The sequence below is a fragment of the Herbaspirillum aquaticum genome (assembly GCF_002213425.1).
Lineage (GTDB): Bacteria > Pseudomonadota > Gammaproteobacteria > Burkholderiales > Burkholderiaceae_D > Herbaspirillum > Herbaspirillum aquaticum.
The window spans coordinates 24862-46791 of sequence record NZ_NJGV01000027.1 but is presented as its reverse complement, the minus strand read 5'-3'; the positions used below and the strand labels follow the sequence as shown (position 1 = coordinate 46791).

At 64.6% G+C, this 21930-nt stretch carries 20 protein-coding genes; 9 read left to right on the top strand and 11 right to left on the bottom strand.

Annotated features, from left to right (window positions below):
- Positions 1-311: 311 nt before the first annotated feature.
- On the bottom strand, positions 312-668 hold the full coding sequence (locus tag CEJ45_RS21885; RefSeq protein ID WP_088757170.1) for a hypothetical protein: 357 nt from the start codon (positions 666-668) through the stop codon (positions 312-314).
- A 360-nt stretch (positions 669-1028) separates the two neighbouring features.
- Here CEJ45_RS21885 and CEJ45_RS21880 point away from each other — a divergent pair, with 360 nt between their 5' ends.
- A complete protein-coding gene (locus CEJ45_RS21880; RefSeq protein WP_088757169.1) occupies positions 1029-2234 on the top strand; it encodes a threonine ammonia-lyase in 1206 nt (401 codons plus the stop codon).
- Positions 2235-2267: 33 nt separating this feature from the next.
- Here the strand turns inward: CEJ45_RS21880 and CEJ45_RS21875 are convergent, their stop codons facing one another.
- From CEJ45_RS21875 to CEJ45_RS21865, 3 genes are read right to left on the bottom strand one after another with little or no spacing between them, the layout of a single operon-like run.
- Entirely contained in the window at positions 2268-2555 is a 288-nt protein-coding gene (locus CEJ45_RS21875; protein WP_088757168.1) for a DUF6587 family protein, read from the bottom strand.
- Positions 2552-4378 carry a ferrous iron transporter B gene (feoB, locus tag CEJ45_RS21870; RefSeq protein WP_088757167.1) on the bottom strand — a complete coding sequence of 609 codons (1827 nt, stop codon included), beginning with the start codon at positions 4376-4378 and terminating at the stop codon, positions 2552-2554. The genes CEJ45_RS21875 and feoB overlap by 4 nt, the downstream gene beginning before the upstream one ends.
- The gene (locus CEJ45_RS21865; RefSeq protein WP_088757166.1) at positions 4375-4620 is read right to left on the bottom strand and encodes a FeoA family protein; all 246 of its coding nucleotides are present in this window, start codon (positions 4618-4620) and stop codon (positions 4375-4377) included. Before CEJ45_RS21865 ends, feoB begins: the two co-directional genes overlap by 4 nt.
- 492 nt (positions 4621-5112) lie before the next feature.
- Between CEJ45_RS21865 and CEJ45_RS21860 the strand changes: the two genes are divergently transcribed.
- Entirely contained in the window at positions 5113-5583 is a 471-nt protein-coding gene (locus tag CEJ45_RS21860; RefSeq protein WP_088757165.1) for a hypothetical protein, read from the top strand.
- A gap of 14 nt (positions 5584-5597) precedes the next feature.
- Here the strand turns inward: CEJ45_RS21860 and CEJ45_RS21855 are convergent, their stop codons facing one another.
- Positions 5598-6497 carry a LysR family transcriptional regulator gene (locus tag CEJ45_RS21855; RefSeq protein ID WP_088757164.1) on the bottom strand — a complete coding sequence of 300 codons (900 nt, stop codon included), beginning with the start codon at positions 6495-6497 and terminating at the stop codon, positions 5598-5600.
- A gap of 148 nt (positions 6498-6645) precedes the next feature.
- On the opposite strand from CEJ45_RS21855, the gene CEJ45_RS21850 reads away from it, so the two are divergent.
- Positions 6646-7920: an MFS transporter gene (locus CEJ45_RS21850; RefSeq protein ID WP_088757163.1), complete on the top strand. Its 1275-nt coding sequence runs from the start codon at positions 6646-6648 to the stop codon at positions 7918-7920.
- Between the two features lie 57 nt (positions 7921-7977).
- Here CEJ45_RS21850 and CEJ45_RS21845 read toward each other — a convergent pair whose 3' ends face one another.
- Complete coding sequence (locus CEJ45_RS21845) at positions 7978-8727, bottom strand: glucose 1-dehydrogenase (RefSeq protein ID WP_088757162.1); 750 nt, start codon at positions 8725-8727, stop codon at positions 7978-7980.
- 209 nt (positions 8728-8936) lie between these two features.
- On the opposite strand from CEJ45_RS21845, the gene CEJ45_RS21840 reads away from it, so the two are divergent.
- Positions 8937-9884: a LysR family transcriptional regulator gene (locus CEJ45_RS21840; protein ID WP_088757161.1), complete on the top strand. Its 948-nt coding sequence runs from the start codon at positions 8937-8939 to the stop codon at positions 9882-9884.
- Positions 9885-9949: 65 nt separating this feature from the next.
- On the opposite strand, the gene CEJ45_RS21835 is transcribed toward CEJ45_RS21840, so the two are convergent.
- Positions 9950-10306 carry a flagellar biosynthesis protein FlhF gene (locus tag CEJ45_RS21835; RefSeq protein WP_088757160.1) on the bottom strand — a complete coding sequence of 119 codons (357 nt, stop codon included), beginning with the start codon at positions 10304-10306 and terminating at the stop codon, positions 9950-9952.
- 797 nt (positions 10307-11103) lie between these two features.
- Between CEJ45_RS21835 and CEJ45_RS21830 the strand changes: the two genes are divergently transcribed.
- The 3 genes from CEJ45_RS21830 to CEJ45_RS21820 all read left to right on the top strand — a co-directional run bounded on the left by CEJ45_RS21830 (position 11104) and on the right by CEJ45_RS21820 (position 13135).
- Positions 11104-11508 (top strand): DUF4148 domain-containing protein, encoded by a 405-nt coding sequence (locus CEJ45_RS21830; RefSeq protein WP_088757159.1) that lies wholly within the window; start codon positions 11104-11106, stop codon positions 11506-11508.
- A 559-nt stretch (positions 11509-12067) separates the two neighbouring features.
- Positions 12068-12358, top strand: coding sequence for a DUF4148 domain-containing protein (locus tag CEJ45_RS21825; RefSeq protein ID WP_088757158.1), 291 nt, complete (start codon positions 12068-12070; stop codon positions 12356-12358).
- 486 nt (positions 12359-12844) lie between these two features.
- Entirely contained in the window at positions 12845-13135 is a 291-nt protein-coding gene (locus CEJ45_RS21820; RefSeq protein WP_088757157.1) for a DUF4148 domain-containing protein, read from the top strand.
- A 92-nt stretch (positions 13136-13227) separates the two neighbouring features.
- On the opposite strand, the gene CEJ45_RS21815 is transcribed toward CEJ45_RS21820, so the two are convergent.
- The 3 genes from CEJ45_RS21815 to CEJ45_RS21805 form a co-directional block, all read right to left on the bottom strand.
- Positions 13228-14355 carry a mechanosensitive ion channel family protein gene (locus CEJ45_RS21815; RefSeq protein ID WP_088757156.1) on the bottom strand — a complete coding sequence of 376 codons (1128 nt, stop codon included), beginning with the start codon at positions 14353-14355 and terminating at the stop codon, positions 13228-13230.
- Positions 14356-14441: 86 nt separating this feature from the next.
- Entirely contained in the window at positions 14442-16601 is a 2160-nt protein-coding gene (locus CEJ45_RS21810) for an FUSC family protein (protein WP_088757155.1), read from the bottom strand.
- A 247-nt stretch (positions 16602-16848) separates the two neighbouring features.
- Entirely contained in the window at positions 16849-17748 is a 900-nt protein-coding gene (locus tag CEJ45_RS21805; RefSeq protein ID WP_088757154.1) for a LysR substrate-binding domain-containing protein, read from the bottom strand.
- Between the two features lie 183 nt (positions 17749-17931).
- On the opposite strand from CEJ45_RS21805, the gene CEJ45_RS21800 reads away from it, so the two are divergent.
- Positions 17932-19422, top strand: coding sequence for an acetyl-CoA hydrolase/transferase family protein (locus CEJ45_RS21800; protein WP_088757153.1), 1491 nt, complete (start codon positions 17932-17934; stop codon positions 19420-19422).
- A gap of 4 nt (positions 19423-19426) precedes the next feature.
- Here CEJ45_RS21800 and CEJ45_RS21795 read toward each other — a convergent pair whose 3' ends face one another.
- Positions 19427-20416: a LysR family transcriptional regulator gene (locus tag CEJ45_RS21795; protein ID WP_088757152.1), complete on the bottom strand. Its 990-nt coding sequence runs from the start codon at positions 20414-20416 to the stop codon at positions 19427-19429.
- A gap of 134 nt (positions 20417-20550) precedes the next feature.
- Here CEJ45_RS21795 and CEJ45_RS21790 point away from each other — a divergent pair, with 134 nt between their 5' ends.
- On the top strand, positions 20551-21792 hold the full coding sequence (locus tag CEJ45_RS21790; protein ID WP_088757151.1) for an MFS transporter: 1242 nt from the start codon (positions 20551-20553) through the stop codon (positions 21790-21792).
- Positions 21793-21930 lie beyond the last annotated feature (138 nt).

The window sequence follows — 21930 nt, the reverse complement described above, 5'->3', positions numbered from 1 at the left end:
TCTCTTTTGTTGCGTTGAGGGGGCTGATTCTACTGTGTTACCGCTTGAGGTCGTCAAGAATGTTCCAGAAACTTCGATGGCGAAATGGATGCTGGCAGGGGAACATCGCATCCTCATATCGCAATCGACACTACGCTCATGGACAAACCCCACAGGCCCGTGCCCGACCCGTTCGGCATATGGAAATTGCTTCCAACCGAAAATGGCGATTATCAACAAACCCTACGCAGGGAATGGGATGACCGGAGCTTGCTGCAAGCAAAAAAAAAGCGCCGATAACATCGACGCTTGCTTCACGCTATTGAACGGCTTCACACCGTCAACACCGAATGCCCGCTCTCGTTGAACGCGTCATACACGCGCGTGCATACGCGGCAGAACAGATGGCTGCGCTTGACATGGTGATGCCGCAACACCAGCTGCAGCGCCACGCCTTCACAATGCGGGCAAGCCTCGCGCATCGGGCCCACCGGCGTCACGTCAGCGGCCAGGAAGCCGTTGGGGGTCATGATGCCGTCCACGACTTCGCGCGGATCCAGTTCCACCAGTTTCAACAGCAGCGGTGTGGTGCGCTGGTGGTAGCGCGCGCGTTCGCGCGGGGGAACGAGGGGACTGAAGGGCAGGGGCGGGGACGATCGGACATCCGGTTGCCGGGTGGCCATGCTCATGGGTATCTCCTGGGTGAGAACTGCTGAGACTGTTCGGATCTGCGTGAGAAGGAAGGGCGCGCGCCACTTCCGGGTGCCGCATCCGGGCTGGCTGTTGTCTCCTGGTGGAAGCAGCTGGCGGCGCGACGAGTCTTTACTGTAGTCGGCACTGCGGCGGACTTCAATGGCCACTTGCAAAGAAATTTTGTGTTGTCTGGACTGCAATTGCCCAGGTACTGGTTATCACCGAGCAGGCAAAAAGTTACGCGATGGATTTTCGAATTTGCAAGCGGAACGGCCCATGACTTTGCTTTCGCCGCATCCTTGGCGGCGGTATGCCCGAACTGCTACAAATCACCCCATTGGCTCTACAATCTCGGCATGACAACGCTCAACGACATCGAAGCCGCCGCCCAGCGGCTGCAAGGCCAGATCCTGGAGACACCCTGTGTGGAATCGCGCACGCTGTCCCAGATCGTCGGCGCCCAGGTCTTCCTGAAATTCGAAAACCTGCAATTCACCGCCTCCTTCAAGGAGCGCGGCGCCTGCAACAAGATGGTCGACGTCGCCGCCAGCGAAGGCGGTGCGCGCGGCGTGGTGGCCATGTCGGCCGGCAACCATGCACAGGGTGTGGCTTATCACGCGCAACGCCTGGGCTTGCCGGCCACCATCGTCATGCCGCGCTTCACGCCCGGCGTGAAGATCGAACGCACCCGCGGCTTCGGCGCCAACGTGGTGCTGCATGGCGACACCCTGGAAGCGGCCCGCACCCATGCCTATGAACTGGCCGAGAAAGAGGGCCTGACCTTCGTCCATCCCTATGACGACGAAGCCATCATCGCCGGCCAGGGGACGGTCGCGCTGGAGATGATGAAGGCCGTGCCAGACCTCGATTGCCTGGTGGTCTCCATCGGCGGCGGCGGCCTGCTGGCCGGCATGGCCGTGGCCGCACGCGCCATCAAGCCGGAGATCGAGATCGTGGGCGTGCAGACACGCCGCTTCCCGACCATGGTCAATGCCGTCAAGGGGACCGAACACCCGGTCGGCGCCAGCACCATCGCCGAAGGTATCGCCGTGGGCACGCCCGGCACGCTGACCCGCGCCATCATCGCGCGCGAAGCCGACGAGCTGCTGCTGGTCGATGAAGGCGATATCGAACAGGCCGTGCTGATGCTGCTGGAAATCGAAAAGACGCTGGTGGAAGGGGCTGGTGCGGCGGGACTGGCTGCGCTGGTGCGCTATCCGGACCGCTTCCGCGGCAAGCGCGTGGGACTGGTGCTGTCGGGCGGCAACATCGATCCGCTGTTGCTCACCGCCATCATCGAACGCGGCATGGTACGTGCCGGACGCCTGGCCCGCGTCAAGGTCAGTTCACGCGACGTGCCCGGCACGCTGGCGCGCATCACCGGCATCGTCGCCGAAGCCGGTGCCAACATCGATGAAGTGCACCACCAGCGCGCCTTTACGCTCCTGGCCGCGCAGAACGTGGATATCGAACTGGTGCTGCAAACCCGTGGTCGCCCGCACCTGGCCCAGGTGCTGCAGGCCTTGCGCGCGGCCGGGTTCGAAGCCGAAGAGCTGCACTGAGCACAAGCCTCGCCGCCGCGCCGGATCCGGGATTCAGCGGCGGCGATGGAACTGGATCTTCTGTTCCAGCGGCGGCAGGGCATCACCGCTATCGCCACAGCCATCACACGCACCGCCACCACAGCCACCGCTTTTGGCGGGCGGCAACCAGCGCCGGCCCAGGGCCTGCCACATCCCCGCACGACGACGAATCAACCAGCTCGCCAGCCGCGCCTGCCAGCGCCAGCTCATCGAAGGCGCCAGCTTGCGCAGCATGTAGAGCGCACTGGCCATCACCAGCACGGCAATGACCGCGTATTGCCACCACAGCGCGTGATTCATGCCAGCCACCTTGCGATGTTGTAGGTCAGGAAGGAAGCGGCATACGCCAGCACGAACATGTAGCCGAAGGACAGCGCCACCATGCGCCAGGACTGCGTCTCGCGGCGGATGATGGCCAGCGTGGACATGCACTGCGGCGCAAAGGCGAACCACACCATCAGCGACAGCGCACTGGCCAGCGAGATGTGCGCAGCCAGCGCGCTTTGCAGCGCCGCGCCTTCTTCACCGCCCACCGCATAGACGGTCGCCAGCGTGGCCACGGCGGTCTCCCGCGCGGCGAAGGCGGGGATCAGCGACAGGCTGATCTGCCAGTTGAAGCCGAGCGGAGCGAACAGCATTTGCAGGCTGTGGCCGATATAACCGGCGATGGAATAGTCGATGGCGGCGCGGGTTGCGCCCTCCGGTGCCGAGGGGAAGGTGCAGATGGCCCACATCAGCACCGTCAGCGCCAGCATCACGCCGGTCAAGCGCTTGAGGAAGATGGCACCGCGTTCCCACAGGCCCAGCGCGATATCGCGCCAGTGCGGCAGACGATAGGAGGGCAGCTCCATCAACAGCGCCCGTTCCTGGCGCGAGCGGCCGATGCGCTTGGCCACCCAGGCCACCAGCATGGCGGCGGCAATGCCCGCCACATAGAGACAGAACAGCGCCAGCCCTTGCAGGTTGAAGATGCCCAGCACCGGACGATGCGGGATGAAAGCGCCAATGAGCAGGGCATACACCGGCAGGCGCGCCGAACAGGTCATCAGCGGGGCGACCAGGATGGTGGCCAGGCGGTCACGCGGATCGGTGATGCTGCGCGTGCCCATGATGCCGGGAATGGCACAGGCGAAGCTGGAAAGCAGGGGGATGAAGGATCGGCCCGACAGGCCCACCGAGACCATGAGCTTGTCCAGCACGAAGGCCGCGCGGGGCAGGTAGCCGGATTCCTCCAGCAGCAGGATGAAGAAAAACAGCACCAGGATCTGCGGCAGGAAGCCCAGCACCGTGCCCAGCCCGGCCAGCAGGCCATCGGTGACCAGCCCGCGCAAAGGGCCCTCCGGCAGCCACTCACCGACCACGCCGCCGAGCGTGCCGAAGCCATCGGCGATGGCATCGGTCATCGGCTTGCCGATGGCATACACCGCCTGGAACACCAGGAACATGGTCAGCGCCAGCAACAGCACCCCGAAGACCGGATGCAGGGCGATGCGGTCGATCGCATCATCACGGCGATCGGTCGGGGCCGGCATCACCACGGTGTCGGCCAGCAGCGCGCGCACTTCCGCGTGGAGGTCGTCGGGCTCTTGGACCGCCGCCGAGGGGACCGGCGCCTGCGTATCGATGGCCGCCACCAGCGCGCGCGTGCCCCCGCGCTTGACGGCAATGGTCTCGATGACCGGCATGCCCAGGCGCTGCGACAGCGCCGCCACGTCGATGCGGATGCCGCGCCGGGCGGCCGCATCCATCATGTTCAGCGCCAGCACCATGGGCCGGCCCAGGCGGCGCACTTCCAGCACGAAGCGCAGGTGCAGGCGCAAATTGGTGGCATCGGCCACACAGACGATCAGGTCCGGAACGGCTTCGCCAGGATAGCGTCCCTGCAGCACCGCCTGCGTCACGCGTTCATCGGGGCTCACCGATTGCAGGCTGTAGGCGCCGGGCAGGTCGACCACCCGCACGTGGCGACCGGAAGGGGCGGTGAAGGCACCGGACTTGCGTTCCACCGTCACGCCGGCATAGTTGGCGACCTTCTGGCGCGCCCCGGTCAGCTGGTTGAAGAGGGCGGTCTTGCCGCAGTTGGGATTGCCCACCAGGGCGATGTTGAGGGAGCCGCTGCTCATGCTGCGGCTCCCGCTGCGAGCCTGACGCGCTCGGCTTCGGCGCGGCGCAGGGCAAAGCGCGTCGAACCAATCTGCACCACGATGGGGTCACCGCCAAAGGGGGCGCTGGCCACCACCCGTACCGGCTCACCGCGCACGAAGCCAAGATCGCGCAGGCGGGCGGCGACCGCGTCGGCGGCGTGCAGGTCGGTCACTTGGTCGACGATGGCGCCGACCCCCTTGGCTAATTCAGTAAGACGCATGGATTTTCTTCTGATCGGGATTCAGGAACGATTCTCATTATATTGCTTCACCCTGAGAAACGCCTGACGAACGGTGACGCGGGTCAGCCCGCCAAGCCGCATCCTGCGGGCTTGCCGGTTCTGCTGCGGCGATATGCCGCAGCAGAACCGGTGCAATCCGCATCAAAGTGTTGGATTACAGATAATGAAAGAAACGCAACTCCGTCATTTTCTTTTATCATTCAAGCAATATTCACGGCATTGGTGTCGCTTCTTCGCCGAATTCCGTTGAAATTTCCATGCGTAAATTTTTGCAGCGCACTATACTTATTTTTGTTTCCGCATGGAAATGAATGACCGGCTGCGCAGGCCGGATGACTGGGAGCCAGCAGGGCCGCGTGGGGGTGGCCAGGTTGGCGCGATCGATTCAAGCAGCTTGCACGGGACCGGGCCTGTGGCCTGAGTGACAACAACAAGATGATTCCACATCCAGCAGGGCCAGCCGGAGCAGACATGCCGCAGCAGATGCCGCTGCGCACCTTGCTCGCGGAGATCAGCGCACTGACGCTGCACGTGCAGCAACTAAGCCGCATGGCCGGGGAAGCCAGCGCACTCATTGAGAACAGCCAGATGCCGGCGCCGATCGATCCCGCACTCTTGGAGAAGCAGCGCCACGAAGCCGAAGCAGAAGCGGATCAGCGCGCGCAGTGGGTGGAGCTGGAAGAGGCCATCCTGCGCATCTTCGACGAGACCTTCGGTCCGCGCACCGATACCCTGGAACGCCAGATGAGCATGAGCCTGATCGCCGAGATCGGCCCGGCGGCCTTCGTGCAGAAGGTGCTGTGGGGCGAGGAGATCAGCGACATTGCCCTGACCATCGCCCTGGAGCGCATGCTGCCCGCGCTGGAACTGCTGGTGGAAGCGCATCCGCGCGCCTTCCTTCGGCAGGCCAACTCGGTCCTGGGGCGTTTCAAGTCCAACTAAGGCTTGTATTCCATTCACTTGTCAGGCGCGCTGCGCTTGAGCGAACGCTGCAAGTGCGCCGCAAAGCGCGAGGCTGCGATCGACTGCCGGTGATAGGCCAGCGACAGTTGCGCGCGCGGTGCCGGCTCGCGGATGTCGATGTAGCGTACCTGGGCCAGCTGCACCTGTTCAATCGCCTCGGGCACGATGGAAATGCCCAGGCCGGCCGCGACCAGGTTGATGGCCGAGGTCAGCTGCGGGGCCAGCTGGATCACCTGCGGATCGAAGCCGGCGGCCTGGCAGGCGCTGAAGATATTGTCATAGAGCGCCGACCCCTTGCCGCGCGGGACCATGATGAAATTCTCCCCGGCCAGGTCCTGCAGGTGCAGCGACTTGCGCCGCGCCAGCGGGTGCGAGCGCGGCAGCGCCACCTTCAGTTTTTCCGCCGGCAGTTCGACCACGCCCAGCTCCGCCGAAGGCGTGGTGACGATGCGCACGAAGGCCGCGTCCAGCTGGGAGGCGGCGATATCGGCCAGCAACTGTTCGGTGATGCCTTCGCTCAGGGAGATCTCCAGCTTGCGGTGACGCTCGCGAAACTGCTGCAGGGCATGCGACACCACCGGATGAAACACCGCCGATGAAGTAAATCCCATCCGCAACAAACCCACTTCACCGCTGGCAGCCTGCTGGGCCGCGCGCAGCGCCTGCTCGGCGTCGTCGACCGCCTTCTGCGCGTGCGGCAGGAAAACGCGGCCCACCTCCGACAACTCGACCCCGTGCGAGGTACGCAGGAACAGGGCGCCACCGATCTCGGCTTCCAGGTCCTTGATCTGCATCGACAGGGGAGGCTGGCCGATGCCGACCTTCTCGGCTGCGCGGGTGAAGCTGCGCTGTTCGGCCACGGCGAGGAAATAGCGAAGGTGTCGGAGTTCCATGATGATGAGAGGCCAGGTCGTGTGATATCTGTTTCATAGATGGGCAGGGTGTCTGCCATATATTGGACAATATAGCGGATTTATTCCAGACTGCCTTCCTCCACAACACACCCCGTGCACCGTCCACCTTCCCGGTGCGCACATTGCCATGCAATCCCTCTCGGATTCCCCCAAGGCCGGCGCCGCTGCCGGCCACAGCGCCGCCGCTCCCGCCAGGAAACCTGCAGCCAGCCTGCCGCGCGGGGCCGTGCGCGGCTCGGCCGCCTATCGCAACATCGTGCTGGCACTGTTCTGCTCAGGATTCGCGACCTTCTCGCTGCTGTATTGCGTACAACCGCTGCTGCCGGCCTTTGCCCGTGAATTCCATATCGGAGCGGCCAGCGCTTCGCTGGCGCTGTCGCTGTCGACCGGTTTCCTGGCGGTGTCGATCCTGTTGGCGGGCATGGTCTCGGAACGTTATGGCCGCAAGGAACTGATGTTCGCCTCGCTGGCCACGGCCGCCTGCTGCAACCTGCTGGCCGGCGTGGCCCCGAACTGGGAAATGATCCTGGTGGCCCGTGCCCTCGAAGGCATGGCCCTGGGCGGCGTGCCGGCGGTGGCCATGGCCTACCTCGCTGAGGAAATCGATGCCGAGGGACTGGGTTATGCGATGGGTCTCTACGTGGGCGGCAATGCCTTTGGCGGGATGGTCGGGCGGGTGGCGATGAGTACGCTTTCCGAGCACATCGGCTGGCGTCACGCCATGCTGGCCATCGGTGCGCTCGATCTCGCGCTGGCGGTGGCCTTCGTGATGATGCTGCCGGCCTCGCGCAACTTCGTGCGCAACGGCACGATGCAGCTGCGCGATCACCTGGCCCTGTGGAGGCGCCATCTGGCCCATGCGCGCCTGCCGCTGACCTTTGGCATCGCCGCGCTGAACATGGGCATCTTCGCCACCTCGTACAACTATGCGGGCTTCCGTTTGATGAGCCCGCCGTTCTCGCTCTCGGCCACGCTCACCGGGCTGATCTTCAGCGCCTACATCTTCGGCATCGTGTCTTCTTCATGGGCCGGCTCGCTGGCCGACCGTTATGGACGCGCACCGCTGGTGGCCGCCGGCATCGCCACCTCGTGCGCCGGACTGTTCCTGACCTGCACCTCCTCGCTGGCGCTGGTGATCGCGGGCATCGTGCTGCTGACCATCGGCTTCTTCACCACCCATTCGGCCGCCAGCAGCTGGGTCGGGCGCATGGCCAGCAGTGGCCGCGGCCATGCGGCCTCGCTCTACCTGCTGTCCTACTACCTGGGCGGCAGCGTCCTCGGTTCAGCCGGCGGCTGGTTCTGGGAACATTCCGGCTGGAATGCGGTGGCGGCCTTCATGCTGTTGCAGGTGGCGACGGCGGCCTGGCTGGCGCGGTGCTTGTGGCGGCAGGGGCGCAATTGACGCAGGACGCAAGAAAAAATGCCGGCACATCGCCGGCATTTTTTTCGTCTCAAGGCCTCACACCTGTGCCATGCCGCCATCCACGAACAGCTCGATGCCATTGACGAAGCTGGCTGCGTCCGACGCCAGGAAGGCCACCGCCTTGCCGATTTCCTGCGGCTCACCCAAGCGGCCCAGCGGTACCTGTGCGGCGAGGAAATCGAACAGGCCCTGGCGCGCTTCATCGGGCACCAGCCCACCGAGGCCAGGCGTACGTACCGGACCCGGGCTGACGACGTTGACGCGGATGCCACGGTCCTTCAGGTCCAGCGCCCAGGAGCGGGCGAAGTTGCGCACGGCGGCCTTGCTGGCGCTGTAGACGCTGAAATTGGCGGTGCCCTGGATCGATACGGTGGACGCCGTCAACACCACCGAAGCGCCATCGACCAGCAATGGCAAGGCCTTCTGCACGGTAAAGAGCACGCCGCGCACATTGGTACCGAAGATACGATCGAAGTGCTCCTCGGTAATCGCACCCAGCGGCATCATGTCGCCACCGCCGGCATTGGCGAAGAGGATGTCGAGCTTGCCGGCGCTTTGGGCGATTTGCGCATAGACCTGGTCGAGGTCGGACAGCACCGAGGCGTCGGCCCGGATGCCGGTAGCAGCTGCGCCGATACTGGCCACGGCCGCATCGAGTTCGGCCTGGCGGCGGCCGGTGATGAAGACGCGCGCCCCTTGGGCGGCCAGTTCCTGGGCCGTGGCCAGGCCGATGCCGGTGGTGCCGCCGGTGACGAGTGCGATCTTGCCGTCGAGTTGCTTGTTCATGGTGATGCTCCTTGAAAATGTTTGCTGCCATTGGGAAGAGGGTTGATGCCTGTGCCGCTTCGGCCGGGCCGTCTTGCGGTGAAGGCATGGCTGCACTTTAGCGAGGCGGGCCTTGTGGATAAAGTGTGTAAAATCGAAATGACTATCTACATCGGTGGATAATCAATTCGACTCTTTCCCCACAGCCAAGCTGAAAGGACCCGGGCAACATGGATCAACTGATGGCCATTCGTGGCTTCGTGCGCGTGGTGGAGGCGGGCAGCTTCACGCGCGCCGCTGATTCGCTGGACATGCCCAATGCAACCTTGAGCAAACAGGTGCAGGAGCTGGAGGCGCACCTTGGGGTGCGCCTGCTGCAGCGGACCACCCGCCGCGTGACCGTCACCCCGGAAGGCCGCGACTACTACGAAAAGACCACCCGCATCCTGCGCGACCTGGAGGATATCGACACATCCTTCAACGTCGCCCGCAGCAAGCCGCGCGGCCACCTCCGCGTTGACGTGGGCGGCTCCACTGCGCGTGACGTGCTGGTCCCGGCGCTGCCCGGCTTCACGGCACGCTATCCGGATATCCGCATCGACCTGGGCGTGTCGGACCGCTCCGCCGATCTCATCAGCGACAACATCGACTGCGTCATCCGTGGCGGTGCGCCGGACAGTTCCTCGCTGGTGGCGCGCCACATCGGCGATGCCGCGCTGTTGACCTGTGCCGCGCCGGCTTACCTGAAGCAGTTCGGCACACCTGCCTACCCGGAGGAATTGAAGAACGGCCACCGGCTGGTGAGCTACCTGTCGCCGCAGAACGGGCGCGCGTTTCCCTTCCGCTTCGAGCGCGGCGCGGAAAAACTGGAGATCAAGGTGGAACACCGCGTGGGCGTCAATGAGAGCAACGCCCACCTGGCCGCAGCCGTGGCCGGGCTGGGGATCGTGCAGACCTTCGGTTATGCCGCACGTGCGGCGCTGGAGAGCGGGGCGCTGGTGGAGATCCTGCGAGCCTGGCGACCACCGGCTTATCCTTTCCATGTGGTCTATCCGCAGAACCGGCATGTGAGCCAGCGCCTGCGGGTCTTCATCGACTGGTTGATGGAAACCCTGCCCGCCCGCATCGCGGCCGAGCCGGAGGTGTCGGTCGGCCACACGCGCAAGCGCCGCAGCTGAGACGCGCGGACAAAAAAATCCCCGGCCGCAGCCGGGGATAATCCTCAAGACCTCAGATGGTCAAATCAGGGAGTCTTGTCAGTCGGGGGGGCCGGGGATGCGGCCAGGGCTTCATTGCGCTGGGCAGTGGAGTCCTTCTTTTCCTGCTTCAGCTGCGCCTTGGCAGCCTTCTTGTCGGCCTTGTATTCTTGCTTCGCAGCCTTCTTCTGTGCCTTGTACTCGGCCTTGGCGTCGGCATCAGCCTGGCGCTTCTGGACGAACGGGTCGTTGGACGGCACTGCCGAAGGCGTGGTCGCAGTCGCGCTCATGGGAGCGGCCGGTGCCGCACCAACAACGTTGCCGCTGGTCGGTGCATTCTGGGCCATGGCGCTACCGGCCAGGGCCATGAACAGGGACGAAATCAGGATGTGACGAGTCTTCATGCTTACCTCCTTGCGTTGTGTTTATCAAAAAGCCCGAGGCTTTCAGTAAGGTCGGGGCGCTGGATCGTTGACCCATGTCCATCACTATAGGCAAGCTTGCTGTTGCGCTATGTCGGACAAGGCCTGATTCTCAGCTTCCCCGATACCGCAAATTGATGAGCGGTTTCGCGTACCACCGCACAGCTCCATTTGCGTCATGCGTGAAGCTCTGAGCACGCCCTGCGCCGCAAGGTTCGGGCGAAAGTGCAAGCGTCGGTGAGCGATGCAAGCATTCGTAACAAGCGGGAACTGCCAGCCCGGCAAACGCCCCGGGACTGCCGTTTTTCATCATCAGCCCCGAATGAACAAGGGTGAAAAGGCCTGCACGCCGGGCTGCGCGTTGGCTCCTCATCTGCCTGAAAAACTTGCTCAAATTTCTTGAACAAGTCATTGGCGTTCACTATCCCCTCGATAGAAAAATCTATGTGGCAGCGCAATACTGGAAATGGTTTCAATCGGGCCGATATGAGTGCTTTCGGGACTTATCCCATATAAATCAATAAGTTATCTATTCCCTTCGGTTGGTCGATATGCAATTTATTGTCAGAACGCCATGTGCAGCTGCAAGACAAAATCCCCGATACAGCCTCGAAAAAACTGATTGTTCGCATATCTGGAATGATGTATTCCGCTTTGTCCGCTTTTTCCGGACGGCTTGAATCCCTAAACTTGGTTCCACGATGACAGCACACAACGACTGAACCACAAGGGTAGTCACAGGTTGAAGTGCTCATCCTCTTACTCACAAAGGAACGATCATGAACACCAAGAATATTGCGAAGAACCTGTTTGCCGGTCTGCTGCTCACCTCCGCCGTTGGCGCCGCCATGGCCGAAGCACCGTATCCCGCCGAAACCCGTATCGTCTCGACCAAGACCCGCGCCGAAGTGATCGCCGACCTGCAACAGGCCCGCGCCAACGGCGAAGTCCTGGTCACCGACCAGTATCCGGCCGACAAGCCTTTCGTCTCCACCAAGACCCGCGCCGACGTGCGTGCCGAATTGAAGGAAGCCCGCGCCAATGGCGAACTGCTGGTGAGCGAACAGTATCCCGTGGACAAGACCTTCCACTCGACCCTGACCCGCGCCCAAGTGCAGCAGGAACTGCAACAAGCCCGCCGCGACGGCAGCGCCATCAGCAACACCCAGGCACCCTCGCTGTAATCGGCAACTGCTGGACCCTATCGCCCCGGCCGGGCACACCCACCCGGTCCAGGCAGCAGCAAGCGTAGCGGCGACCCCGCTGCGACAGTCTCTCCCCAGGCGGGCCCCATGAAAGCGACGTTCTCTCCCCTCGGTCGCCGGTAGTGTGGCCCGCCTGCCTTTCCTGCGTCCTGCGTGTATCGGCACAGCTGCATCCAGCCGCTTCCACCCCCTGCAGATCGATGCATTTCATCCCTCCCATTTTCTAAGTTTTTTGAAGGACAAGTGCTGTCCATTTTCATCTCGTTTCTCCTCTGTGGAGAGAGGAAATGGCTGTGCTCCTTCCACACTTAAAACCTTAAATTTCGAATTTCACGTTTATTAGTTTTGGTGATATCGAGTTATAAGTTTTTGGCGATGAGCTTGTTCTGAATTCCGGAATGATGAATTCCGGTTTGGCTTCTTTATCCGGACGCCGTGTAACTCTACACTTGAACCCAAGATGACAGCACACAACGACTGAACCACCAACGTCGGCCCAGGTTGACGTGCTCATCTCCTCACTCACAAAGGAACGATCATGAATACCAAGAACATTGCAAAGAACCTCTTCGCTGGCCTGCTGTTGACTACCGCTGTTGGCGCCGCCATGGCTGAAGCCTCCTACGTGCCGGAAACCAAGTTTGTCTCCACCAAGACCCGCGCCGAAGTCATCGCTGAACTCCAGCAAGCCCGCGCCACCGGCCAGCTCCTGGTGAGCGACCGTGACCAGGACGTCAAGGCCGTGGCCTCCACCAAGTCCCGCGAGGAAGTGCGCGCCGAACTGGTCCAGGCACGCAACAATGGCGAACTGGCCATCTCCAACCAGTAATTGCTGACGCACCAGCGTCACACCGCGCCGGCACGGCCGGCGACAGCGTTTCTCCCCAGGCGGGCCCACGAAAGCGACACTCTCTCCCTCTGTCGCCGGTAGTGTGGCCCGCCTGCCATTTGGACGCGATGCAGGATGATGTCTCCTGTATTGCGACCATCCCTGCGGCAAACCTGCCGATCGCATTTTCCTAAGTTTTTGTGTTCCTTCAATCTTAGAAACGATCGATAGACGTTCTAAGTTTTTTCTGCGTGATCTCTGCGCGGAGGAAGCTGCGCATCTCCTCACGGCGAGGCCGGTCGGCGGCGGCATCCGGCAATCCTGAATTGTTAGTGTTTTACGGAACAATGAATTCCGGTTTTGCGGCTTTTTCTTTGAGGTGGGACTCTCTAAACTTGGTTTCACGATGACAGCACGCGATGACTGATCCAACACCTCCGGAACGGGTTGACGTGCGCATCCTCTCTCACTGAAAAGGAACCCATCATGAACACCAAGAACATTGCCAAGAACCTGTTTGCCGGCCTGCTGCTGACCACCGCCGTTGGCGCTGCCATGGCTGAAGCCCAGTACCCCGCTGAAACCCGCTTCGTCTCCACCAAGACCCGCGCCGATGTCGTCGCCGAGCTGCAACAAGCCCGCGCCAATGGCCAGCTGCTGGTGAGCGATCGCGACCAGAACGTCAAGGTCGTGGCCTCCACCAAGAGCCGTGACGAAGTGCGCGCCGAACTGGCCCAAGCCCGCGCCAATGGCGAGCTCTCCATCTCGAATCAATAAGTTGCGGTCGCAAAAAAGGCGCCCCGGACCAGCCGGCGCGCCAGATTCCCCTCCAGGCGGGCCCCACGAAAGTGCGGCCCGCTTTGTTTTGTTCAGCTGCTTTTCTCTCCCGGCGCGCCATCGATGATGGTGTCGAGCGCCTCCGGCTGGTTGCGCGGCGACACCTCGGCACGCAAGCGGGGCAGGGCATCCGGATAGTTGCTGGCGATGAAGCCGATCATGTGTTCACGGATCTGGCAGCGCAGGTCGAAGGCCGAGCCCGAATCCCTGGCCGAGACCAGCAGGCGCACCTGCATGTTGCGCTCACTGGTATCGGTCACGTGCATCACGCAGACCCGTTTGTCCCACAGCGGCAGGGTCTGGCAGACACGCTCGAACTCGGCGCGGATGGCCGCCGTCGGCACCGTGAAATCCAGCCACAGGAACACCGTGCCCAGGATGGTGGAGGAGGTGTGGGTCCAGTTCTCGAAGGGATTTTCGATGAACCATTGCAGCGGCACGATCATGCGCCGCTCATCCCAGATCCTGACCACGACGAAGGTGCCGGTGATCTCTTCCACGCGTCCCCATTCGCCCTTGACGATGAGCACGTCATCGATGCGGATCGGTTGCGAAAACGCAATCTGCAGGCCCGCAAAGAAATTGCCCAGCACCGGCTTGGCCGCGATACCGGCGACGATGCCGGCCACCCCGGCCGAGGCCAGCAGGCTGGCGCCGAACTGGCGCGCGCCGGGCAGGGTCAGCAGCACGAAGGCCAGGCCCAGCAAGGCGATGATGAAATAGGCGCTGCGCGAGAGCACGCGGGTCTGGGTCAGGATGCGGCGGGCCTTGAGGTTGTCGGCCACATCATAGGGATTGAGGTTGATGACCGTGGTGCTGACCGACTTCACGCAGCGCATGAGGAACCAGGTCAGCGCCAGGATGAAGGCCACCGAAGTCAGGTAGGAGATGCGGGTGATGCCCGGCGTGTTGTCCGGCGCCCCGGCCAGCACCAGGCGCAGCATGAAGAGAATCACGCAGGTACGGCTGGCATTGAAGGTGACCTGGGTGGCCGTCGTGGTGAAGGGCCGCCCGCGTGCCAGGCGCCGCACCAGCGCCACCCCCATGCGGTGCAGGAGAATGGCCACCAGCACCGAAACCAGGGCCACGCCCAGCACGATCAGGCCGGAGCGCAATGGCCCCTCGTTCATGTTGTACAGAAAATCGAGATCCAGGCTCATCCGTTCCCTTCCATCCAGAGTGTTGTCGATCCGCTACGTGCGGGGCGCTTTTCCGGTTCGAACAGGGAAGGGGGATTTTGTTTCCGCTAATTGGACGGAGAGGGCGCAGCACCGGCCTCCAGCGCCGCCACCAGCAGGCAGGCCGTCTCCACCGCCGCTGCCTGGGCCAGCTGTACCGGCGCCGGGCGGCTGCGCGTGAGGGCGTGCAGGGTGGCCGTGTCCTGGTCCTGCAGGGCCTGGGCCAGGGCGCGCAGCCACTCCAGCAAGACCGCTTCGGCCGGTTGCGGATGCGCCCACAGGTGGCTGGCGGCAGCGGCCAGCCGGCGCGACAGGGCCACGGCGGTACGTCCGCGCCCCTGGTCGCGCTCCAGCCAGCCGCGTTCGCGCGCCTGGCGCTGCAGCAGCAGGCCGGCTTCCACATTGGCCACGCACGCCGCACGCCGATGCGCGTGCAGTTGCGCCAGGCGGGCCTTGTCGTGCAGCGCATCGCGTCCGGCCAGCGCCTCCGTCAGGTAGGCAAGGTTGAGCTGGGCCATGGTCCGCAATTGCTGCTGCGGGTCCGCCTGCTGGCGGCGCGGCCAGAACAGATAGCTGGCGGCCACCGCCACCAGCGCGCCGATGACATTGTTGCCGGCGCGCAGCGCGGCATTGGCCAGCTCATGCGCCGGATCGCCGCCCACATCGGCCACCAGCACGAACACCGGGGTGAGGAAGGTCGCGTACAGGCCATAGCTGACCGGGCGCAGCGCCATGGTCAGCACCGTCAACGGGAACACCAGCAGCGCCAGCCCCAGCGGCGAATGCACCACCAGGCAGACGGCCACGGCCAGCGCACCGCCGACCACGCTGCCGATGGCGCGCTCCATGCTGCGCGACCAGCTCTCGGCAATGCTGGGCTGCATGACCAGCATGGTGGCCATGGTGGCCCAGTAGCCGAAGGGCAATTCCAGCAGATGCACGATGAGGTAGGTCGCGCCCGCTGCGGCCGCGCAACGCCAGGCGTGGTGCCACTCGGCCGACCCGGCCCGCACGTGCAGCGCGGCCTTGCGGGCCAGTGCACGCAGCCGGTGCAGCAGGGCCGCCAGGCCACGGCGCTCTTCGCGTGCGGTGCGGGCGGCCTGCTTCAGGCGCGCCGGGTCATCGGCGCCCAGCGCCAGCGGGGTATCGAGCTGCTGCAGCAGCCGCCCGGTACCGCTGGGCAGGCGGGCCACCAGTTGGCGCAAGCGCAGCATGATGCGCGCATCTTCATCGGCGGCGATGGCCTCGCCGCGCTGCATCTCGCGCTGCATGGCCTGCAGCTGGCGGGCGATCGCGCCCAGCACGCGGGCACTGCGCTGGCGTGCGCGCAGCGGCTGGTAATGGGTCAGCTGCAGGTCGGCCAGTACGGTGATGCCATCGAGCAGGGCATCGGCCCGCGCCAGGCGCACCAGCAGGTTTTCATACAGGCGGCGCGACTCGGTGCGTTCGATGGCCACGGCTTCCAGCGCGCGATGGGCGGCGGCCAGGTCGAAGCGCGCATGGCGGCGGGTGTGCGCGGCCAGTTCGGCGGCGTGGACGGCATAGGCGGCATCGTCCAGGTCAGTGGCCGCGGCCAGGCCGGCCAGCTCGGCCAGCGTGCCATAGGCCCGCGCCACCGCCTGGCGCGCCGGGGCGAAGGGGTGGATGCGCCAGACCGTCAGCCCCAGCAGCAGCGCCCACAGGCAGCCGGCGAAATAGATCAGGACGTGGCTTTGTGCCAGCGGCCACAGCACTACCGGGGCATCGGCCATGATGGCCGACACGCCTGCGGCCAGCATCAGTACCAGGCCGGCGGCGGCGCCGTAGATACGGGAGAACCCGGCCACGCCGGCGCAGGCCATGATGGCCAGCAAACCCGCCTCCACGCGCCAGCCGGCGGCGGTGGCAGCGACCATGCCACCGAGCGTCGAGGCCAGGGCAAACCCGCCCATCGAGGCCAGTCGCGCGCGATTGGAACCGGCACTGTCGGCCAGGCTGGTGAGGAAGGCACCGATGGCCGCCCACGAGAACAGGGGATTGCCCAGCCACTCGCCCAGCAGCAGCATGGCGGCCGCCCCGCAGGCCGCGCGCAGGCCCTCGGAGAGGTTGGCGTGGCGTAGCGGGAACTGCAGGCGCCAGCGCTCGACCCGGGTGCGGCAGCGGCGGCAGTAGTGCAGCAGGAGGAAACGATAGAGGGAAAAACGGACGGAGAAGCGGACGGAAAATCGCGACGACAAGAGCGGCGGCATGATCGTGCTGGGGAGCGGGCAGGTGGAGGAGGGTGGAGCACTTGTGGAGAGTACCGACACCTGCGCACTCACTGCGTCAAGACGTCATTCCGGTTCCGAATTGACGAGTGAGGAGGGGCGGCAGGTATCGGCAAGTCCAGTATAGGAATCCGAAGTATTCATGGCATGACTTAAATTCACCGATTCCATTCCAAAATGGAATGCTGACGCTTTTTGCACCGAGGCGCTTTGCTGCGCCATCTCGCCTTTACCTGCGCACACGGCCACCGGCAAACAATTCCTCGCTCAAGGCCATCCATGCCCTCGCCGCATGCGAGAGATAACCACCGCCGCGCGTGACGTAGGCCACCTGCCATTGCACTTCCGGCTCCACCAGCCGCACCGCCTGCAGCTGGTCGGTGGCCAGGCGGTGGATGAAGGGTTCCGGCAGCAGCGCCGCCCCCATGCCGGCCAGGGCCATGGCCACCAGCCAGTCCCACTGGGCGCTCTGGGCCACGATCTCCGGCTGTATCCCCAATTCCCCGAACATGCCGCGCAGGCTGCGGGTGAGGCCGAACTCGTTGTTGAGCAGCACCAGCGGCATGCCGTCGAGCTGCCGGCAGCGCAGGGTGGCGCGGTTTTTCTGGAAGCGTCCGGCCTGGGCCACCGCCCACATGGGGTAGCGCGCCACCGGCAGGGTCTGCAGATCCAGTTCGGGATCGGCGGGCAGCACCGTCATGCCGATTTCCAGTTCGCCATTGGCTACGCGCTCTTCGATCTGCGGGCCGGTGTCTTCCTTGAGCACGATGGCGATCTCGGGATGGCGTTCGCGAAAGGCCTTCAGCACCGGTGTGCAGAGGATGTTGATCATGGGCGGGATGCCGATCTCCAGGCGGCCGCAGCGCAGCGCCTTGGTATCGCGCACCTCGGCATCCAGCCGCTGCATGGATGCCAGGATCTGCTGGCCCTGTTCATACACCACGCGCCCGGTATCGGTGAGCTGCAGGCGGCGGCCATCACGCACCAGCAGCGGGGCGTCGACCTCGTCTTCGAGCTGGCGCACCATCTTGCTGACGGTGGACTGGGTCACGTGCAGGGCATCGGCCGCCCGGCTGAAGCTGGCCTGGCGAACCGTCTCGGTGAAGTAGCGCAGGGCGCGGATGTCCATGGCAGCGGCTTTCGGCGGTGTTTTCGGGTGGCGGGGAAGTATGCATTTTCCGACTGGAACGGCGGAATTTTAATCATACAGTGCATACCTGCCGGCTCCTATACTTGGACCAAACAAGATGCAAGAAGTCCGTCAAGGATGCACTTCTCACCCCCTAAAGAACCCGAGCAGGAGCACACTCTCATGGATAGCCAGCGCATTCGCCAGCCCGCCTTGGCCGGCAAAGTCATGTCCGCCGCCCAGGCGGCCACCTTCTTCCACAACGGCATGACCATCGGCCTGAGCGGCTTTACCCGCGCCGGCGATGCCAAGGCCATGCCGCGCGCGCTGGCCGATCGCGCCGCGCACGAAGAACTGCATTTCACCGTCATCACCGGTGCCTCGCTGGGCAATGGCAGCGATGGCCTCATGGCCGAAGCGGGCCTGCTGGCGCGGCGCCTGCCGTTCCAGGTCGATCCGACGCTGCGCAAGAAGATCAATGCGGGCGAGGTCATGTTCATCGACCAGCATCTTTCGGAGACGGCCGAGCAATTGCGCAGCGGCACGCCCTCGCGCATCGACATCGCCGTCATCGAGGCCGCCGCCATCACCGAAGAAGGGATCGTGCCCACCATGTCGGTGGGCAATTCGGCCAGCTTCGTGGAGCAGGCGCGCTACATCGTCATCGAACTCAACACCAGCATGCCGCTGGCGCTGGAAGGCCTGCACGACATCTACCTGCCGGCCGCACGCCCCGAGCGCAAGCCGATTCCGCTGACGGCAGCGGTCGCCCGCATCGGCCATCCGACCATTCCCTTCGATCCCGAGAAGGTGGTGGCCATCGTGCTCACAGAAACGCCCGACAGCCCTTCATCGGTGCTGCCGCCGGACGATGAGACCCGCGCCATTGCGCGCCACGTGATCCATTTCCTCGAATGCGAAGTGGAAGCGGGCCGCCTGCCGCATACGCTGGCGCCGCTGCAGGCCGGCATCGGCACGATTGCCAACGCGGTGCTGCACGGACTGGTGGATTCGCCGTTCCGCAATTTGGTGATGTATTCGGAAGTGCTGCAGGACAGCGCCATCGACCTGCTCGATTCGGGCCAGCTGGCCTTTGCCTCGGCCTCCTCGATCACGCTGTCGCAGGCCAAGTATGCGCATTTCCTGGCCAACCTGGATCGCTATCGCGACAAGCTGGTACTGCGTCCGCAGGAGATCAGCAATCATCCGGAACTGGTGCGCCGGCTGGGCATCATCGGGCTCAATACGGCGCTGGAGTTCGACATCTACGGCAACGTCAATTCCACCCACGTGGGCGGTACCCACATGATGAACGGCATCGGCGGCTCGGGCGACTTTGCGCGCAACGGGCAGCTGTCGATCTTCGTGTCGAAGTCCGTGGCCAAGGATGGGGCGGTCTCCAGCGTGGTACCCATGGTCTCGCATGTGGACCACAGCGAACATGACGTGGACGTGCTGGTGACCGAATGGGGCCTGGCCGACCTGCGCGGCCTGGCACCGCGCGAACGGGCGGTGAAGGTGATCGAACAGTGCTGCCATCCGGATTACCGGCCGCAACTGCGCGACTACTTCGAACGTGCCTGCCAGGCCGGTGGCCATACACCGCATCTGCTGGCAGAAGCCTTCACATGGCATCAGCACTACGCCAGCCACAAGACCATGCGGCTGGACTGATAGTTCACATCGCGCCTGGCTCGACGCCGGGCGCACCCCGTCCCACGGCCTGGTGCACCACGGAGGGCATCGCTTCCTTCATGGTGTCGATGAAATGGCGCAGCCGGGCCGGGTAAAAACGTGCATACGGGTACATCAGCGACACCGGCAGCGGCGCCGGCTCCCACTCGGGCAGCAATTGCACCAGGCGCCCGGCGGCCACATCCTCGGCCAGCACCCACGATGACCCGACGGCCACCCCCATGCCTTCGATGGCGATGTTGCGCAGCGCATACAGGCTGTCGGTGACCAGCTGCGGGCGGAAGCCCACCTGGCGCTGCTCACCGGTGCCGGCATGGGTGAGCGTGATCTCGCGGCGGTAGAAGGCGGGAATGGCGATCCACGGGAAGTCGGCCAGGTCTTCCGGCTGGCGGGGCAGGGCGCGCCCCTGCAGCACGGAAGGTGCCACCACCGTCATGCGCGGCACCTCGGCCAGGTGGATGGCGACCACCGAAGGATCGTTGACTTCTCCGACCTGGATGGCGCAATCGATGCCCTGGCTGATGAAATCGGCCGCCCGGTCATGCAGCAGCCACTCCACCGTGATGCGCGGATGGCGTTGCATGAACTGCAACAAGGGCGCGATCAGCTGCTTCTGGCCAAAGGCGTGCGGCACCACCACCCGCAGGGTGCCTTCGGCGTGCTGGCGGGCGCCGCGCAATTCGCTTTCGAACTCATCCCAGCCTGCCAGCAGCTCCTTGGCGCGCTCGTAGCAGCGCTCGCCATCCTCGGTCATCTTCATGGCGTGGGTGGAGCGCTGCAGCAGGCGCACGCCCAGCGAGCGCTCCAGCGCCTGCAGGCGGCGGCTGATGGTCGGCTGGGTGGTCGCGAGCTGGGCCGCAGCGGCAGACAGGCTGCCGGCCTCGACGATGCGCACGAAAGTCTGGATCAGCTCGATGCGGTCAGTGAGGCCGGTAGCGGAAAAGCTCGGGGCGGGGGCGGCAGGCTTGGTCATACGGCTAACGTATAACAATTCTGCCGTGGGCGCTACTACCAGATGCGAGCCGGGAGGCGGACAATCCGTTCCAACGCTGGCAAAGAGAGGGATTTCCCGGGCCGGCCCCACACCCACCTTATCGAGGTTCCATCATGAACAGCATTCCCAAGACGCATACAGCTGCACCTGCTGCGGCTTCTTCCCATCCCCATTCCCATGGGCTATCGACCGGCCTCATCGGCCTCTTGGCCACCGGCGCCGGCCTGGCCGTGGCCTCGCTCTACTACTCGCAGCCCATGCTGGGCGTGCTGGCCGATGACATCGGCGCCTCCGAACGCGCCGTGGGCATGGTGCCGATGTCGACCCAGCTCGGCTATGCGCTGGGCATCCTGCTGCTGGCGCCGCTGGGCGACCGCTACGACCGCCGCCGCATCATCCTCATCAAGGCCGCCATCCTGACGGTGGCGCTGCTGCTGGCAGGTGCCGCCTCGGGCGTGGCAACCTTGCTGGCAGCCAGCCTGGCCATCGGCCTGACCGCCACGATGGCGCAGGACATCATCCCGGCAGCCGCCACCCTGGCGCCGGAACAGCATCGCGGCCGCATCGTCGGCACCGTCATGACCGGCTTGCTGCTGGGCATCCTGCTCTCGCGGGTGGTCAGCGGCTTCGTGGCCGAACACTTCGGCTGGCGCGCCATGTTCGTCGGCGCCTCGGCCAGCATCGCCCTGATCGGCGTGGCGGCATGGCGTGGCCTGCCGCGCTTCCATCCGACCTCGCACCTGTCGTATGGCGCGCTGCTGGGTTCGCTGGGGTCCCTCATCAAGAAGCATGGCGCCCTGCGCCGCGCCGCGCTGGCCCAGGGCTTGCTGTCGGTCGGTTTCTCGGCCTTCTGGTCGACCCTGGCCATCATGCTGCATGGCGCGCCCTTCCACCTGGGCAGCGCGGCCGCCGGTGCCTTCGGCCTGGCCGGTGCTGCCGGTGCCCTGGCTGCGCCCCTGGCCGGCCGCATCTCGGACAAGAAGGGTCCGGAACTGGTGACCCGCCTGGGGATCAGCCTGGCTGCACTGTCCTTCGCAGCGTTGGCGCTTTCGCCCTGGTTCTCCACGCAAGGCCAACTGGTGTTGCTGGCCTTGGCAGCAATCGGTTTCGACCTGGGTGTGCAGGCTACGCTGGTGTCGCACCAGACCATCGTCTACGGTATCGAGCCGGGTGCCCGCAGCCGCCTCAATGCGGTGCTGTTCGTCGGCGTCTTCGTCGGCATGGCGTCCGGTGCCGCCCTGGGCAGCCTGGCCCTGGCGCAATGGGGCTGGATTGGCGTGGTGGCCCTGGCCGTGGTGGCAGCGGTGCTGGCCCTGGTGGTGCGCATGTGGCCGGGGGCAGCCAAGGCACGTTGATCCGTCGCCTCGCTACGGTCGTGCCAAGAACAACGGTCCCGGCATCTGCCGGGACCGTTTTTTTTTATATATTTTTCCACAGGCTCGACCATTTTTGCCGGATGGGAAGATCTGCGGCTGGCTCCCTCCCGGTGCCCA

Coding starts and splice junctions, on each gene's coding strand:
- CEJ45_RS21835 (WP_088757160.1), bottom strand. CDS start 10,306: ATGAAGACTCGTCACATCCTGATTTCGTCCCTGTTCATGGCCCTGGCC.
- CEJ45_RS21840 (WP_088757161.1), top strand. CDS start 8,937: ATGGATCAACTGATGGCCATTCGTGGCTTCGTGCGCGTGGTGGAGGCG.
- feoB (WP_088757167.1), bottom strand. CDS start 4,378: ATGAGCAGCGGCTCCCTCAACATCGCCCTGGTGGGCAATCCCAACTGC.
- CEJ45_RS21855 (WP_088757164.1), bottom strand. CDS start 6,497: ATGGAACTCCGACACCTTCGCTATTTCCTCGCCGTGGCCGAACAGCGC.
- CEJ45_RS21810 (WP_088757155.1), bottom strand. CDS start 16,601: ATGCCGCCGCTCTTGTCGTCGCGATTTTCCGTCCGCTTCTCCGTCCGT.
- CEJ45_RS21830 (WP_088757159.1), top strand. CDS start 11,104: ATGAACACCAAGAATATTGCGAAGAACCTGTTTGCCGGTCTGCTGCTC.
- CEJ45_RS21865 (WP_088757166.1), bottom strand. CDS start 4,620: ATGCGTCTTACTGAATTAGCCAAGGGGGTCGGCGCCATCGTCGACCAA.
- CEJ45_RS21825 (WP_088757158.1), top strand. CDS start 12,068: ATGAATACCAAGAACATTGCAAAGAACCTCTTCGCTGGCCTGCTGTTG.
- CEJ45_RS21795 (WP_088757152.1), bottom strand. CDS start 20,416: ATGACCAAGCCTGCCGCCCCCGCCCCGAGCTTTTCCGCTACCGGCCTC.
- CEJ45_RS21845 (WP_088757162.1), bottom strand. CDS start 8,727: ATGAACAAGCAACTCGACGGCAAGATCGCACTCGTCACCGGCGGCACC.
- CEJ45_RS21875 (WP_088757168.1), bottom strand. CDS start 2,555: ATGAATCACGCGCTGTGGTGGCAATACGCGGTCATTGCCGTGCTGGTG.
- CEJ45_RS21820 (WP_088757157.1), top strand. CDS start 12,845: ATGAACACCAAGAACATTGCCAAGAACCTGTTTGCCGGCCTGCTGCTG.
- CEJ45_RS21860 (WP_088757165.1), top strand. CDS start 5,113: ATGCCGCAGCAGATGCCGCTGCGCACCTTGCTCGCGGAGATCAGCGCA.
- CEJ45_RS21815 (WP_088757156.1), bottom strand. CDS start 14,355: ATGAGCCTGGATCTCGATTTTCTGTACAACATGAACGAGGGGCCATTG.
- CEJ45_RS21790 (WP_088757151.1), top strand. CDS start 20,551: ATGAACAGCATTCCCAAGACGCATACAGCTGCACCTGCTGCGGCTTCT.
- CEJ45_RS21805 (WP_088757154.1), bottom strand. CDS start 17,748: ATGGACATCCGCGCCCTGCGCTACTTCACCGAGACGGTTCGCCAGGCC.
- CEJ45_RS21880 (WP_088757169.1), top strand. CDS start 1,029: ATGACAACGCTCAACGACATCGAAGCCGCCGCCCAGCGGCTGCAAGGC.
- CEJ45_RS21800 (WP_088757153.1), top strand. CDS start 17,932: ATGGATAGCCAGCGCATTCGCCAGCCCGCCTTGGCCGGCAAAGTCATG.
- CEJ45_RS21850 (WP_088757163.1), top strand. CDS start 6,646: ATGCAATCCCTCTCGGATTCCCCCAAGGCCGGCGCCGCTGCCGGCCAC.
- CEJ45_RS21885 (WP_088757170.1), bottom strand. CDS start 668: ATGAGCATGGCCACCCGGCAACCGGATGTCCGATCGTCCCCGCCCCTG.